A 14,235-nucleotide genomic window follows, 5' to 3' on the forward strand; every position below is an offset into this window, starting at 1 on the left:
CCGCGCCGGCCGCGTTTTACGTGATAATCGAGCTTTACGCTCGATTTTCACGTTTTATGCACATTCGCCTGATCGTCGGCCTCGGCAACCCCGGCCCGGAATACGAACAAACCCGTCACAACGCCGGCTTCTGGCTCGTCGACAACCTCGCCAACTCCTTGCCCGGCTGCCACCTGCAGCGCGAATCGCGCTTCAACGCCATGGTCGCCAAGACATCGATCTCGGGCAAGGACGTCTGGCTGCTCGAGCCGCTGACCTTCATGAACCGCTCCGGACTATCGGTGGGCGGCCTGGCACGCTTCTTCAAGATCGGGCCGGAAGAGATCCTCGTCGTGCACGACGAACTCGACCTGCCGCCGGGCGCCGCCAAGCTCAAGCGCGGTGGTTCCTCGGGCGGCCACAACGGCCTGAAGGACATCACGGCCGCGCTCGGCACGCAGGATTACTGGCGCCTGCGCCTCGGCATCGGCCATCCGCGCACGCTGAACCTGCAGCAGGCCGTTGCCGACTTCGTGCTGCATCGCCCCCGCCGCGAAGAGCAGACCCTGATCGAGGAAGCCATCGACAAGAGCCTGCGCATCATCCCGATGGTGTGCGAAGGCAAGATGAGCGCTGCGACGACGCAACTGCACACTGACTGACGTTGCCGCAAACCGGGGTCAGAGCCCGAAATTTGGAAATTGCTCAAAATCGGGCTCTGACCCTGGTGTTCAGATCAGCCCGCGCGCCAGCGCCTTCAACGTGGCCGCGGGGCGCGAGCCCGATTCCAGCTTCTGGAAGATATTGTCGACGTGCATGCGCACGCTCGCCGGCGTGATGCGCATGGCGCGGGCCGCCTCGCGGCTCGTTTCGCCTTGGCTGATGTGGCGCAGCACTTCGAGTTCCCGGTCGGACAGCAGGCGGTCGCGCACGGGCGGCCGTTGTGCAGGGCCGCGGGCCGCCGCGAGGACGGCCTCGACAGCCTGGCGGTCGAAGCGTCCGGCCGCCGCCTGTGCCGTCATCAACGTGGACGCGGCCGCTTCGCCATGCGCGGGCCGCCACGGCCGTGGCGAGCACAGCGAGACGAACGCGGCGGTCGCGCCGAGCAGCCGTTCCTGCATGCCCAACGCTTCGCCGCGCGCCTTGCGGAAATAACCGCTGCCGTCGAGGCGCTCGTAGATGAAGGAAGCGAGCGTGGCCTCGTTCTGGATCGCGGGGATCTGCGTGCCCGCGCGCGCCGTCCAGAACGGCACTTTGCGCACCTGGTCCCAGTCATCCGCATCGAGCTTGCCCGGCCGCTCCCACACGACGTTCGGTACGGCCACCTTGCCGATGCCGTGCAGCAGCGCGGCCCGCACCAGCGGACTTTCTTCCAATGCCATCATGCCGGCCAGCGACGCACTGCGCCGCGCCAGCGCGGCCACCCGGCGCGAATAGCCCGTGAGCCACGGCAGTTTCAGTTCGATGACGTCGGCCACGATGGACAGCGGTACGCGCCGGTCGTGGCCCGGATAATTTGCGGCACAGGACGGTTCTTCCAGCATGCCCAGCCAGTCCTGCGCATGCGGCGACAGTCTCTGCACGAGCGTCGCCGGATATTTCACGCCGGCGCGCTCGCCGATCAGCCGCAAGGCGCCGTCCGTGCCGTGCGCGGGCGCCAGCACTTCCAGGTCGCCCGCGAGGCGCACGTAAAACACGGCGCGCGGGATGTTCGGGGCGAACAGCACCTCCTGCATGTCGCCGCGGTGGTGGCTGCCGAACAGATGGCGCAGGCTGTTTTCGACGTCCCCTGGCAACCCGAGCAGCACGGCGATATCGCCCGCCACCTCGCACTGCATCTGCGCCAGTGGCATCACGTTGGCGAACGTGAGGCCCGCGTGGCCGGACAATGTCCGGGTCACCATCGCATGGCGGCCCCTGACGTCGTCGCCCAGCAGGTGCGCGAATCCGGCCGCCGTCGCCGTGCTGCCCGACCAGCGCAGCAGCGCCACCATTCTCGTACTCGTGCAGGCATCGGCACCGTCGCCGTTTTCTTCCGCCAGCCGTGCGGCGAGCCGCGCCGTGCGGATGGAGTGGTCCGGCGGCAGGCCCATGGACAGGTCGCCGACCATGGCCAGCACCTGCACGGCGTCTTCGACGGTAATGGTTTCATCGGATTGCATGGCACTAATGTAACGGCCATTGCCCTGGCGTACAAGGCGCACGACAGTTCACTGTGCTAGGCTGCCCCGATGAAAATCTCTATCCGCCGCTACCGTCCGGACGACCGCAAGGCCGTGCTGGCGGCCTTTCGCTCGAATGTGCCGGCTCACTTCCCGGCATCGGAAGAATCATGGCTGCGTTCCGCGCTGGACGACCCGGACGGCCCGCTGTTCGTCGCGGTGGAGGCGGGCGAGATCGTCGGCTTCGGCGGCTACGAATTGTCCGAGTTCTACGACCTCGGCACGCTCGTGTTCGGCCTCGTGCGGGCCGATCGCCACGGTTCGGGCATCGGCCGCGCGCTGCTGGCCTATCGCCTGCTGCACATGGCCGGACGCAAGCTGCGGCCCCGCTACGTGACGGTCGATACGCATCCGCACACGGCCGGCTTTTTCAAACGCTGCGGCTTCATCGAGATCGCCCGCTGGCCCGGCGGCTATCGTTCGGGGCGGGATCGCGTCGACCTGCGCTTCGAGCTCACGGACGAGGCCGTGGCCAGGCTGCGCGCGTGCGGGTGGCGGGAGGCGTTTGCGCGTGATGGCACTGTCTGAGCGCCCGGGTTTGATCTTCGCATCCGTCGCGATGGCGACCCGGCTGCGCAGGTCGCGCCGGATGCGTTCCAGCGCCGGCTGCATGGCACGGGCATCGATCGGCGAGCAGGTCGCGCGGCCGTGGCGGAATGTGAGGCGGCGCTTGACCAGCACGCCGTCGCTCTCGCGCATATACGTCGCGCGATAGAAGATGCCGCCAGTAATCACGCTGGTGGGCGCCGGCAGCGACGTGAGCCGCAAGCCCGGCGGCAGGCGCAGGCGGGTCTCGTCCTCCGCGTCGATGGCCGGGCAGACGAAGTCGTGGCGCCGGTCGCGTGCCTGCGTCAGGCCTGTCACGGCGGCCTCCACGACGCTCCAGGTGCGGTGGTTGGTGGCCAGCGTCCGGCCCGTGCGCAAGGCGCCAACATTGTCGGTGCCGGACAGCGTCAGCGTGTCGCTGGCGCCGCCTTGTTTCACGTCGCGCAGGTTGGTTCGTGCTGCATGCTCGCGCCCGCCTGCCGCGACATCGTGCGCCATCGCGCGCAAGGGTTCGGCCAGCGCGCCGGACATGGTCCGGTCCACGTCGAAGCCGACGTGTCCGTCGCGGCCGACATCGACCGTGGCCACCGCGCGGACCTTCTGCGGTTGCAGCACCGGCGTCATCGCGAACGTGCCGCTCCTGAGCAACAGCACAGGCTTGCCCAGCAGCGCAGGTGGCAAATAGCCGGCCTGGACCGATGCCGCCGCCGGGTCGACGAACAGGTCCAGCGCCGGCACGTACAGGATCATGTGGTCGAGCACGGCCAGCACGGGCGCGTTCGGCAACCGGTAGGCATTGCCGCCGTTGACGAGGGCCGGCGTACTGTCGATGCCGACGGCTGCCAGCATGGCTTGCAGCTGCGTGGTGTGGTCCTTGTCGCCGCCGTGGCGGACGTCGTTCCGCACCCAGTCCGACAGGGCCAGCACGCGGGCGCGCGTGTCGGACAATTCGTCGGCCAGCCGGTGCGCCAGTGCCGCGATGGCGGGAGAGGGCAGGGCCTTGTCGGCCGCAGCGCCGCGTACGGCGGCGGCGAGCGCCGGGTAGTCGGCGAAGGTGGACACGGCCAGGCGGTGGCCGTCGTCGAGTACGTTGACGGCACCCGCCTCGCCATGCCCATCGCCCTCGTTCACGTAGCGCCACTGGTAGCGCCGCCGGCCCGGGGGACTGTCAGCCGGTATCGGCACGAAGCCGACGGCATCTGCGTGCAGCGGCAGCGTGGACGGCATGTCGTAGATCACCGTGGTGTTCCGGTGGAATTGAAAAGGCATGACCGCCACATCTTCGAAGTGGCCGGACAACGGCGGTATGCGGCGGCGGATGACGTAGTGCACGACCAGCTGGTCGCCCAGCGCCGCATCGGGGAACACGACCGTTCTCGTGTGCGCGTCCTGCTGATCGTGGATGGCGTCCTGCGGCACCGGAATGCGTCGTCCGCCGGGCTTTTGCGTGTAGGCGTCCACCGATACGAGGTCGTCCTGCGCCCTGTCGTAGCGGATGGCGAACCGGCCCTGATCCCGCAGGGCGCGTAACCCGGCGATGGTGCGGACGTCGTCCACGGCGAGCCGGTACGTGCCGTCCTGCTCGACGACATAGTGCCGGACATGGCGCTCGACGATGGCGGAGGAATCGATGTCCGTGCCGGCGCGCGCATGGCCGAACGGCGCCAGCAGCGTGACGATCGTCAGAATGAACAGGGCACAATATCTACTGGTCATGCGGGCTCCCCATGCTCACGTCGGAAGGGCGACCGGATCATGTTACGGAGGGCGACCGGTTGACCCTTGAGCCTACGCAATCGTGCTCTTCCTGCGATAATTCCGCGATGAGCGCACTGACTTTCCACGCGGGCCCGCTGGCTCTGGCCCGGATCCGCACGCACGGCTTGCGCGCGGCAGACATCGCCGTCGTGCCGGCCGCGGCGGGCGGACCAAAGGGGCTCGTGTTCCGCGCCCTCGACCAGTGGATGTTCGGCGAGTGGTTCCCGCGCGCGCCGCGCGAGCGCGTGCTGATCGGCTCGTCCATCGGCGCCTGGCGCATGGCCGCGGCCTGCCAGCGCGATCCGGTGCAAGCGTTCGCGCGCCTGGGCGAGCTCTACAGTGGCCAGCGCTATACGAGCACGAAGCCGTCGCAGGAACAGATCGACGCCGTCGTGCAGGGCCTGCTGAACGAATTCGTGCGCGGCCACGAGGACGACATCGTCAATCACCCGCACCACCGCCTGCACGTGCTGACGGTGCGCGGCAAGCGCGCCCTCGCGGCGCCCGGCCACCGTCACGCCGAGATGCGCGGATTCGCCGCGGCCGCGCTGCACAACCTCTTTTCGCGCGACAAGCTGGCGCACCTGATGGACCGCGTGGTGCTTGGCGACCGCCGTGCGAACACGCCCTGGCTGCGCGACCGCTTCGACAACTTCGCCACGCATTTCGCCGCGCTGACGCCCGAGAACCTTGCCGCCGGCCTGCTGGCTTCGGGCACTCTGCCGATGCTGATGAAGCCGGTACGCGACATCGCCGGCGCGCCGCCCGGCCACTACTGGGACGGCGGCATCATCGACTACAACCTCGCGCTGCCGTACGCCCGGGTGGCGGAGCAGGCGCCCGGCGACATCGTGCTGTATCCCCATTTCTCCGAGCACATCGTGCCGGGCTGGCTGGACAAGGCGCTGCCATGGCGCCGCGCCGCCCGCGGACCGAACCGCGGCTGGCTGGACAACGTTCTGATCGTGGCGCCGAGCCATGCGTTTCTTGCCAAGATGCCGCGCGGAAAAATCATCGACCGCAGCGATTTCAAGTTTTATGGGCTGGATCACGATGCCCGCGTCCGTGCCTGGAGTCGGGCGATGGACGAGGGCGAGCGGCTGCGGGATGCCTTCACGGCATTCGTGAACAAGCCGGATATTGCACGGATTCGTCCGCTTTAAACGACGATAACCGGCTTGTTTACGGCCTTTGCAGGCAAGCGGAGGTACAATACGGGGTTTCGTAAATTCGACCCCTGAAAGCTTCCCATGAGTCTCAAATGCGGCATCGTCGGCCTGCCCAACGTCGGCAAGTCTACCCTGTTCAACGCCCTGACCAAGGCCGGCATCCCGGCTGAAAACTATCCGTTCTGCACCATCGAGCCGAACGTCGGCGTCGTCGAGGTGCCGGATCCGCGCATCGACCAGCTGTCGGCCATCGTCAAGCCGGAGCGCGTCGTCAAGGCCATCGTCGAATTCGTCGACATCGCGGGCCTCGTGGCCGGCGCGTCGAAGGGCGAGGGCCTGGGCAACCAGTTCCTGTCGCACATCCGCGAGACGGACGCCATCGTCAACGTCGTGCGCTGCTTCGAAGACCCGAACGTCATCCACGTGGCCGGCAAGGTCAGCCCGATCGACGATATCGAAGTCATCCAGACCGAGCTGGCGCTGGCCGACATGGGTACCGCCGAGAAAGCCCTGCACCGCGAGCAGAAGAAGGCGCGCGCCGGCGACAAGGACGCGATCAAGCTCGTCGCGATCCTGGAAAAGCTGCTGCCGCACCTGAACGAAGGCCAGCCCGCGCGCACGCTGGGCCTGGACGCCGACCAGCTGGAACTGATCAAGCCGCTGTGCCTGATCACGGCGAAACCGGCCATGTTCGTCGCCAACGTGTCGGAAAGCGGTTTCAAGGATAATCCGCTGCTGGACCTGCTGACGGATTTCGCCAACAAGCAGAACGCGCCGATCGTCGCCATCTCCGCCGCTATCGAATCGGAAATCGCCAACCTGGACGACGCCGACAAGCTGGAATTCCTGGCCGACCTCGGCATGGAAGAGCCGGGCCTCGACCGCCTGATCCGCGCCGCTTTTAAACTGTTGGGCCTGCAGACCTATTTCACGGCCGGCGTGAAGGAAGTGCGCGCCTGGACCGTCCCGATAGGCGCCACCGCCCCGCAGGCGGCCGGCGTGATCCACACGGACTTCGAGCGCGGCTTCATCCGCGCCCAGACCATTTCTTTCGACGACTACATCACCTACAAGGGTGAGGCGGGTGCCAAGGAAGCGGGCAAGATGCGTGCGGAAGGCAAGGAATACATCGTCAAGGATGGGGATGTGTTGAACTTCCTGTTCAACGTCTGACCAGCATCGCAGGCGACTAAGCCCCGGACACCGCAAGGTGCCGGGGCTTTTTTCTGCTCGTCACTTTGCCCCCAAGCAAGGGGTGACGACATACTTGACACGGTTGTTGCTGATCCGATGGCCATATGTCTGTATCGAAAATCAGATTTTTCGCCGGAAATCAACGCTGATCGGGTAACTATGCTGCAGGCATATGCATGATTTGTGGAAACTACCCCCAGCGGTGGGGTGCCGTCCCCGCTGACAGCAACCTTGGATTTGTCACGCAAGTCCTTGATTCTTCGTGCATTGCCGGTCTGGCACACCAATTGCTGAGTATGGGTTTTTCAACAAGGAGAAACTCATGCAAAAGCTGCTCGCGACCCTGATGTGCGCCGCCGGATTCATACTGGCGGGGGCCGCCCACGCCACCGTCATCAATGGCACGATCCACAAGATCGACGGCGACAAGGATGGCCAGGTGGACGATGTCCGCATCTCGCAGTTCACGTTCACCGTCACCGCCGGGGCGACGGTGTTCTTCGATTCGCTGGCTTACGAGGCGACCAACGTCGACCTGAACGGCGACGGCGTCATCACCGGCTTCGACGTCAACATGTGGCTGTTCAAGGGCACGACCCTGCTGCGCGACGAGGACGATTCGTCCCTCACCTTCGGCGACGGTTCCGTCCACCGCTACGACACGGCCTTCAGCCACACCTTCAGCCAGGCCGGCACGTACACGATGGCGATCGGCGAACATGGCCGCACCGGCTTCGACGCACTGCGCGGTTATTCCACCAACACGTATTTCAATCCGCGTGCCGGCAACCTGGACTGGGCCGCCTGGCGCGTCACGATGACGGCGACCAACGGCACCATCGGCAACGTTGCGAGCCTGAACGGCGACCCAGTCGCGGCCGTGCCGGAACCGGCCGCGCTGGGCCTGCTCGGCGCGGGCCTGCTCGGCGTCGCGGCCGCACGCCGGCGCCGGCCCGCCATGACATCCATGTGAGCGCTATTTGCTCAAACGCAGCTGCAGACTCGTTGCAGTGTAGGTCGGGGTCGCGGTGAAACCGTCGACGGCGACGGTCTCGAATTTCCCTTTGAGGCTCGTTGCGGCAATCACCGTCAGCGTGTCGCCAACGGCCGGCTTGTAGCCGTCCAGGAACTTGATCCGCAGCGTGCCGCCGGCGATTGTCGCCGTGCCGCTGACGTCGACTCTTCCCTGCTGGCTGGCACCCAGGCGCAGTTCGAGGGTTGCACCGGCGAGCTGCGTGTAGTTGCCGCCCACGACCAGCGCAGCCGGCGCGTTGCTGACCACGGTAGCGCCGCCGGCGACATGGACGTCGCCGTTGCCGAACGCCCTGGCCGACAGCGCCTCGAGCGTTCCCGCTTCGACCTGGGCGCCGCCGGTCCAGCTGTTCTGGCCGCCCAGCTGCAGCGCGCCGGTGCCTTGCTTGACCAGCTTGCCGCTGCCGGCAATGTCGTTGCGCCAGCGGTCGGCTGCGTTGAAGCCGCCATTGCTCGCATCCATGTTCACGATCACGTTACCGGTGAAGACGGCATAGCCTTCGGCCGCGGCGAACAGGTTCAGGCGGCCCCAACCTTCAGGATCGTCCAGGACCGGGTAACCGGAGGAAATCGCCGTGGTTTTCAGCACGACGCGGCGCTGCGCGTCGGTGAGGTAAGGCAGCCGTGTCTCGAGCAGCACTTCGGCGCCCTTCGGCACCACGGCCGGGAGGTTCGTGGCCCCGGTCTGCGGCAGGTTGTAGGTCATGCGCCGGATGTAGTCGGCGCGACTGGTGGTGTAGTCGGCGAAACGGTCGTTGGCGGCGGTGCCGGATACGGCGTAGGCCGCAAAGGTCGCCGGCGTGGTCCCGGTCAGCTTCATGAGGGTCGCATGGGCCTGGGTCACGGCAGCGGAGCGGACGGTGGCACCGGCGGCGATCAGGTTGGCGGCAGCCACGGCCTGTGCCTGGACCCGGCCACTGATGACGTCCAGCGGCGAATGCATGCCGGCGAGGATGCGGCTTTCGCCCAGTTCCAGGGCGCGGCCGACCAGCTCCTGGTAGCGCTCCGGCAGCACGTAAGCCATGCCGACGGCATTGCGGGTCGCTTCGGCCGCGTGGCCGCTGGTGAAACCGCCGTCGGTGCTCGGGGTCGTACTCTTGGCCGGCTCCAGTTGCGGCACCACCTTCACCGCGCTGCTCCAGCGGTAGGGACGCGCATATTTGTAGAAACGCTTGGCGGGCTCGGTCGAACCATTGTTCCCCATCGAGTTGATCAGGTCGACGACCTTGCCGAAGTCGGCATTGGCATCGCCGCCGACGCCGTTGTTGTTGCCGCCATCATCGTATTTGACGGTGGTGGCATCCAGTGGCATGTCCGTGATCGTGGTGGTCTGGCGCGTGGCCGTGCGCCAGGCAGTGGTCAGCGGACCCATGCCTTCGGTCACGCTGTAGCCTTTGTTGCGGCGATCGTCCAGGTAGGCCTGCAGCGTCTGCCCGGCAGTGCGGTTGGCGGTGGCTTTGACCACGTAGTCGATATTCGCGTTGTGAACGGCCGCGTTGACGATGGTGCCGCCATTCGTGCCGTCGTTGGGCAGGCCGGTCCAGGTCGAGCCGACCACCGCGGGGAAGCCATCGACGGCGGGCGCGGTGACGCCGGCGTCGACGATCTCGGTCAAGGGTTTCCAGATGTCGAGCATGCCGCCGAGTACGCGTACACCGGCGTTGGTCGCCAGGGTTGCATAGCGGGCGTCGCCACGCTGGTTGGTGGCGGCCGTATCGACGAAGGCCGGCGCCGACGGTACCGGCGCCGTGTCGGGCGCGCCCTGGTCGGCGGGCGCGGCCGGAATGGCGAGTACGGTGTCGGCATTGTCGATGCGATCGGAACCGCCGCAAGCTGTCAGCGCGAGCAGGGTGCCGGCAGCGATGGCGAGAGGAAGACGGCTCAGCGGATTGGGGTGGTGCATGCGAAACCCTTCAATGTGTTGTCAAGGCGGAAAAATCGATCGCATGGTATGAGCGGCTGATGACGGCTTGATGACCGACGATTCTTGTAATTAGGGTGAAATATTTGTCAACTAATCTCCGGGCATTCCTTTTGTGAACCTTGGAGAGTTGACGCATGAACCCGAATCCCGACGTGTCCCGCCGCCGCCTGCTTCGCCTGATGGGCGCCACCCCGATGCTGCCGCTGGGCGCCGGTGGCGTGGCCGCTCTGCTGGCCGGCTGCGGCGGCGGCAGTGACAACGACACCCCGACGACCACCGCGCCGACGACGCCGGCCGTGACCCTCGCCAGCGTGTCGTTCGGGTCGATGACGGCGCCGACCCTGGCCGCCGCCGCCGCGATGGCGACGACCTCCGTCGGGTCGACGATGACGGTCAACTTCAGCGACAGCAGCAAGCTCGATTTCAAGCTGTCGTATCAGCCGTTCTTCATCACGGGCGACATGGTCCCGAACGGCAACGGCGGCACCATCCTCGCCGGCGGCTACTACGACATCAACAACAAGGCTATCGTCGACACCACCGTCCCCGGCAAGGAGCGCCAGTTCTTCTCGGACTCGCCGGACGGCACGTCGCTGCTGACGGTGCCGAACGCGAACGTGGCCGGCGTGAAGGGCAATACCGTGTTCGCCGTCGTGCAGTTCGAGTACACGACGTGGGCGCAGGATGGCAAGACCGACATGTACGGCAGGCTGCCGTCGCCGATCGCGGTGCTGACCCTGGACCAGGACAAGACCACCGGCAAGCTGACGCTCGTGAAGTACCACAACGTCGACACCTCCAGCGTGAACGGCCTGTGGATCACGTGCGGCGCGAGCCTGTCGCCGTGGGGCACGCACCTGTCGAGCGAGGAGTACGAGCCGAACGCCTACCTCGCCGCCTCCGACGCGCAGTTCAAGGCGTTCAGCAAGAACCTGTACGGCGACGAGACGACCGCGAACCCGTACAACTACGGCCACCTGCCGGAAGTGACGGTCAACACGGACGGCACCGCATCGATCAAGAAGCACTACTGCCTGGGCCGCATCTCGCACGAGCTGGTGCAGGTCATGCCGGACAACCGCACCGTGATCATGGGCGACGACGCCACCAACAGCGGCTACTTCGTGTTCGTGGCCGATAAAGAGAAAGACCTGTCGGCGGGCACGCTGTACGTGGCCAAGGTCGGCACCGGCTTCTCGCTGGACCCGGCCGCCGCCGCCGCGCCGCTCACGTGGATCAAGCTGGGTTCCGCGACGAGCGCCGAGATCCGCTCGCTGGCCGCGTCGCTGAAGCCGGCCGACATCATGGACGTCAAGACCGCCGACCCGGCCGATGCGACGTACACGAAGGTCACCGCCAACGGCCGCGTCGAGTGGCTCAAGGTGAAGGCCGGCATGGAAAAGGCGGCCGCGTTCCTGGAGACGCACCGCTACGCCGCCCTCCTCGGCGCATCGATGGGCTTCACGAAGATGGAAGGCACCACCGTCAACATCAAGGACAAGATCGCCTACTCGGCCCTGCAGAACTGCCAGAGCTCGATGGTCGCCGGACACGCGCTGAACGTGGCGGGCAACGGTATCTCGATCCCGAAGGCGCTGAACGCGGGCGCCGTCATGATGCTGAACCTGAAGGGCGGCCAGAAGGACACGGCCGGCAGCGCCATCGACAGCGAGTGGATGCCGGCGGATACGAAGGCGCTGCTGGTCGGCGAAGACATCGCCGCCGACGCCCTCGGCAACACGGCGAACCCGGACAAGGTGGGCAACCCGGACAACCTGAAGTTCTCGGAAAAGATGCGCACGCTGTTCATCGGCGAGGACAGCAGCCAGCACGTGAACAACTTCCTGTGGGCGTACAACGTCGACACGAAGCAGCTCGCGCGCCTGCTGTCGGTGCCGGCGGGCGGCGAGTCGACGGGCCTGCATGCCGTCGACGACGTCAATGGCTGGACCTACATCATGAGCAACTTCCAGCATCCGGGCGACTGGGGTGGCATCCACGCCGGCGTGAAGGGCACGCTGGAGCCGCTCATCAAGGCCAATTACAAGGACAAGTTCGGGGCGGCGGTCGGTTACCTGACCGGTGAGCTGGCGCAGTTCAAGCTGGCGAAGGCTTAAAAACATCGTCGTCCCCGCGAAAGCGGGGACCCATGCCGAGTCTGCAGTGACGCTGCCTATGTATGGATTCCCGCCTTCGCGGGAATGACGGTCTTACGTTCGCGCTCAGAACAGCGCCACGAACTCCCTCGCCGCCGAATACGGATCCGGCGCCTGCACCACGCTGCTGATCGCCGCGACCATATCGGCCCCGCGCGACACGAGCGGCCGCGCGTTCGCCGCCGTCATCCCGCCGATCACGACCACCGGCACGCACAGGCTGGCCTTGGCCTGCAGGACGATGTCCGGCGGCGTCGTCACCGCATACTTCTTCACGAGCGACGGGTAAAAACCGCCGAACGCGACATAGCTCGCGCCCGCGCCCTGCGCGCGGCGCGCCAGCTCCAGGTCGCCGTAGCACGACGCGCCCACGATCTTGTCCGGGCCGACGAGGCCGCGCACGGCCGCCACCGGCGCATCGAGGCCGCCCACATGGATGCCGTCCGCATCGAGCTCCGTGCACAACGCGACGTGGTCGTTGATGACCAGCGGCCGGCCGTTGCGGCGGCACAGCGCGAGCAGGGCAGAGGCCTGTTCGCGGCGCAGCTCCGGTCCCGCATCCTTGTGGCGGTACTGGATCAGCGCGGCGCCGGCGCGCAGCGCCTGTTCCGTCACCTCCAGCAGGCGGTCGGTGTCGTCCCAGTTCGGGGTCACCAGGTACAAACCTCGCATTTCTTTCTCCTATGAATGGATGCGGCGCGGGATGCGCTGGCCCGGCGCGATGGCGTACGAGTGCGCGAGCGTCCGGTCGCAGTAGCGCTGGCCCAGTTCGAGCGCCTGCGCCATCGTGTCCCCCAGCGCCAGGCGCGCCGCGATGCTCGATGCGAGCGTGCAGCCGCTGCCGTGGAATTCGCCGCGCAGCCGCGGCCAGCGCCATTCGCGCGCGCCGGCGGCCGAGAACCAGCGGTTGACGACGTCGACGCCGTCGGCGTGGCCGCCTGTAACCAGCACGTGCGGGCAGGGCAGGTCGGCGCCCGTCGTGGAGATGCCCAGCGCCGCCGCCTCCGGCAGGTTCGGCACGACGAGGGTCGCCAGGGCCAGCAGCGGCGCCAGCGCAGCGAGGGCGTCGCCGCGCGCCAGGCTGTCGCCGCGGCCGCTGGCCAGCACCGGGTCGAGGACGACCGGCAGGCCGGGCCGGCGCACGCGCAGCATGCGGATGATGCCGGCGATGGCTTCTGCGTTTTCCCGGCTGCCGGGGATGCCGATCTTCACCGCGTGGATGGACATCGTGTCGGCCAGCACCACGGCCTGGCGCAGCAGCAGGCCCGCGTCGACGGGCACCACTTCGCGCACGGCGTTGTTGTCCTGGACCGTCAGCGCCGTCACGAGCGGCAGCGCGTGCGCGCCCTGGGCCGATATCGCTTCGATGTCGGCCTGGATGCCGGCGCCGCCCGACGGATCGAGGCCGGCGCACACGAGGACGCAGGGCCGCGTGGCGCTCTCCATCAGATCCGGCCCGCCATCGGCGACGACGGCGATGCCGCGAACTTGCGCGGCATGCGGCCCGCCAGATACGCTTCGCGGCCCGCTTCCACCGCGAGGCGCATCGCACCCGCCATGCGCACGGGGTCTTTCGCGCCGGCGATGGCGCTGTTCATCAGCACGCCGTCGCAGCCCAGTTCCATCGCGATGGCCGCGTCGGACGCCGTGCCGACGCCCGCGTCGACGATCACCGGCACCTGCGTCTGCTCGATGATCAGCGACAGGTTCCACGGATTCAGGATGCCCATGCCGGAACCGATCAGCGACGCCAATGGCATGATCGCCGCGCAGCCGATGTCTTCCAGCATGCGCGCCTGGATCGGATCGTCGCTGCAATAGACCATCACGTCGAAGCCGTCGCGCACCAGTTCGCGCGCGGCGATCAGCGTCTCCGGCATGTTCGGGAACAGGGTCTTTTCATCGCCCAGCACTTCCAGCTTGACGAGCTTGTGGCCGTTCAGCAGTTCGCGCGCCAGCTGCAGCGTGTACACGGCGTCCTTGGCGTTGTAGCAGCCCGCCGTGTTGGGCAGGATCGTCCAGCGCGACGGCGGCACCACGTCGAGCAAATTCGGTTCGTTCGCGTGCTGGCCGATGTTCACGCGGCGGATCGCCACCGTGATGATGTCGGCGCCCGACGCTTCGGTCGCCGCGCGCGTCTGTTCCAGGTCGCGGTACTTGCCGCTGCCCACCAGCAGGCGCGAGTTGTAGGCCTTGCCGGCGATGACCAAAGGCCGGTCCGCAGAGGTTGCATTCGTCATGTTTTGCTCCGTATC

Annotated in this window: 11 protein-coding genes and 1 pseudogene; 6 read left to right on the plus strand and 6 right to left on the minus strand. The window is 67.0% G+C overall.

Going from position 1 to position 14,235, the window contains the following annotated elements; translation table 11 throughout:
• Positions 1-56: 56 nt before the first annotated feature.
• Positions 57-641 carry an aminoacyl-tRNA hydrolase gene (gene pth / locus ASD28_RS09265; RefSeq protein WP_056126578.1) on the plus strand — a complete coding sequence of 195 codons (585 nt, stop codon included), beginning with the start codon at positions 57-59 and terminating at the stop codon, positions 639-641.
• Between the two features lie 69 nt (positions 642-710).
• Here pth and ASD28_RS09270 read toward each other — a convergent pair whose 3' ends face one another.
• Positions 711-2,141: an HD domain-containing phosphohydrolase gene (locus ASD28_RS09270; RefSeq protein ID WP_056126580.1), complete on the minus strand. Its 1,431-nt coding sequence runs from the start codon at positions 2,139-2,141 to the stop codon at positions 711-713.
• A gap of 69 nt (positions 2,142-2,210) precedes the next feature.
• Between ASD28_RS09270 and ASD28_RS33320 the strand changes: the two genes are divergently transcribed.
• Positions 2,211-2,729 carry a GNAT family N-acetyltransferase gene (locus ASD28_RS33320; RefSeq protein WP_371831753.1) on the plus strand — a complete coding sequence of 173 codons (519 nt, stop codon included), beginning with the start codon at positions 2,211-2,213 and terminating at the stop codon, positions 2,727-2,729.
• Between the two features lie 1,161 nt (positions 2,730-3,890).
• Here the strand turns inward: ASD28_RS33320 and ASD28_RS33325 are convergent.
• Positions 3,891-4,463: pseudogene (locus tag ASD28_RS33325) on the minus strand (DUF3857 domain-containing protein); the annotation flags it as partial.
• Positions 4,464-4,570: 107 nt separating this feature from the next.
• Between ASD28_RS33325 and ASD28_RS09280 the strand changes: the two are divergent.
• The 3 genes from ASD28_RS09280 to ASD28_RS09290 all read left to right on the plus strand — a co-directional run bounded on the left by ASD28_RS09280 (position 4,571) and on the right by ASD28_RS09290 (position 7,841).
• Positions 4,571-5,668, plus strand: coding sequence for a patatin-like phospholipase family protein (locus ASD28_RS09280; RefSeq protein ID WP_056126585.1), 1,098 nt, complete (start codon positions 4,571-4,573; stop codon positions 5,666-5,668).
• An 87-nt stretch (positions 5,669-5,755) separates the two neighbouring features.
• Positions 5,756-6,847, plus strand: a complete 1,092-nt coding sequence (ychF, locus tag ASD28_RS09285) for a redox-regulated ATPase YchF (protein WP_056126586.1) — start codon at positions 5,756-5,758, stop codon at positions 6,845-6,847.
• Positions 6,848-7,190: 343 nt separating this feature from the next.
• Complete coding sequence (locus tag ASD28_RS09290; RefSeq protein WP_056126588.1) at positions 7,191-7,841, plus strand: DVUA0089 family protein; 651 nt, start codon at positions 7,191-7,193, stop codon at positions 7,839-7,841.
• A 3-nt stretch (positions 7,842-7,844) separates the two neighbouring features.
• Here the strand turns inward: ASD28_RS09290 and ASD28_RS09295 are convergent, their stop codons facing one another.
• Positions 7,845-9,803 carry a phosphatase PAP2 family protein gene (locus ASD28_RS09295; protein ID WP_056126590.1) on the minus strand — a complete coding sequence of 653 codons (1,959 nt, stop codon included), beginning with the start codon at positions 9,801-9,803 and terminating at the stop codon, positions 7,845-7,847.
• A 155-nt stretch (positions 9,804-9,958) separates the two neighbouring features.
• Between ASD28_RS09295 and ASD28_RS09300 the strand changes: the two genes are divergently transcribed.
• Positions 9,959-11,941: a PhoX family phosphatase gene (locus tag ASD28_RS09300; RefSeq protein WP_056126591.1), complete on the plus strand. Its 1,983-nt coding sequence runs from the start codon at positions 9,959-9,961 to the stop codon at positions 11,939-11,941.
• Between the two features lie 105 nt (positions 11,942-12,046).
• Here ASD28_RS09300 and thiE read toward each other — a convergent pair whose 3' ends face one another.
• From thiE to ASD28_RS09315, 3 genes are read right to left on the minus strand one after another with little or no spacing between them, the layout of a single operon-like run.
• Positions 12,047-12,652 (minus strand): thiamine phosphate synthase, encoded by a 606-nt coding sequence (gene thiE, locus ASD28_RS09305; protein ID WP_056126593.1) that lies wholly within the window; start codon positions 12,650-12,652, stop codon positions 12,047-12,049.
• A 9-nt stretch (positions 12,653-12,661) separates the two neighbouring features.
• The gene (locus ASD28_RS09310) at positions 12,662-13,426 is read right to left on the minus strand and encodes a hydroxymethylpyrimidine/phosphomethylpyrimidine kinase (RefSeq protein ID WP_056126595.1); all 765 of its coding nucleotides are present in this window, start codon (positions 13,424-13,426) and stop codon (positions 12,662-12,664) included.
• Positions 13,426-14,220, minus strand: coding sequence for a thiazole synthase (locus tag ASD28_RS09315; protein WP_056126598.1), 795 nt, complete (start codon positions 14,218-14,220; stop codon positions 13,426-13,428). Before ASD28_RS09315 ends, ASD28_RS09310 begins: the two co-directional genes overlap by 1 nt.
• Between the last annotated feature and the right edge of the window lie 15 nt (positions 14,221-14,235).

This window comes from Massilia sp. Root133, from assembly GCF_001426525.1.
GTDB lineage: Bacteria > Pseudomonadota > Gammaproteobacteria > Burkholderiales > Burkholderiaceae_D > Telluria > Telluria orientalis.

Coding starts and splice junctions, on each gene's coding strand:
- pth (WP_056126578.1), top strand. CDS start 57: ATGCACATTCGCCTGATCGTCGGCCTCGGCAACCCCGGCCCGGAATAC.
- ASD28_RS09270 (WP_056126580.1), bottom strand. CDS start 2,141: ATGCAATCCGATGAAACCATTACCGTCGAAGACGCCGTGCAGGTGCTG.
- ASD28_RS33320 (WP_371831753.1), top strand. CDS start 2,211: ATGAAAATCTCTATCCGCCGCTACCGTCCGGACGACCGCAAGGCCGTG.
- ASD28_RS09280 (WP_056126585.1), top strand. CDS start 4,571: ATGAGCGCACTGACTTTCCACGCGGGCCCGCTGGCTCTGGCCCGGATC.
- ychF (WP_056126586.1), top strand. CDS start 5,756: ATGAGTCTCAAATGCGGCATCGTCGGCCTGCCCAACGTCGGCAAGTCT.
- ASD28_RS09290 (WP_056126588.1), top strand. CDS start 7,191: ATGCAAAAGCTGCTCGCGACCCTGATGTGCGCCGCCGGATTCATACTG.
- ASD28_RS09295 (WP_056126590.1), bottom strand. CDS start 9,803: ATGCACCACCCCAATCCGCTGAGCCGTCTTCCTCTCGCCATCGCTGCC.
- ASD28_RS09300 (WP_056126591.1), top strand. CDS start 9,959: ATGAACCCGAATCCCGACGTGTCCCGCCGCCGCCTGCTTCGCCTGATG.
- thiE (WP_056126593.1), bottom strand. CDS start 12,652: ATGCGAGGTTTGTACCTGGTGACCCCGAACTGGGACGACACCGACCGC.
- ASD28_RS09310 (WP_056126595.1), bottom strand. CDS start 13,426: ATGGAGAGCGCCACGCGGCCCTGCGTCCTCGTGTGCGCCGGCCTCGAT.
- ASD28_RS09315 (WP_056126598.1), bottom strand. CDS start 14,220: ATGACGAATGCAACCTCTGCGGACCGGCCTTTGGTCATCGCCGGCAAG.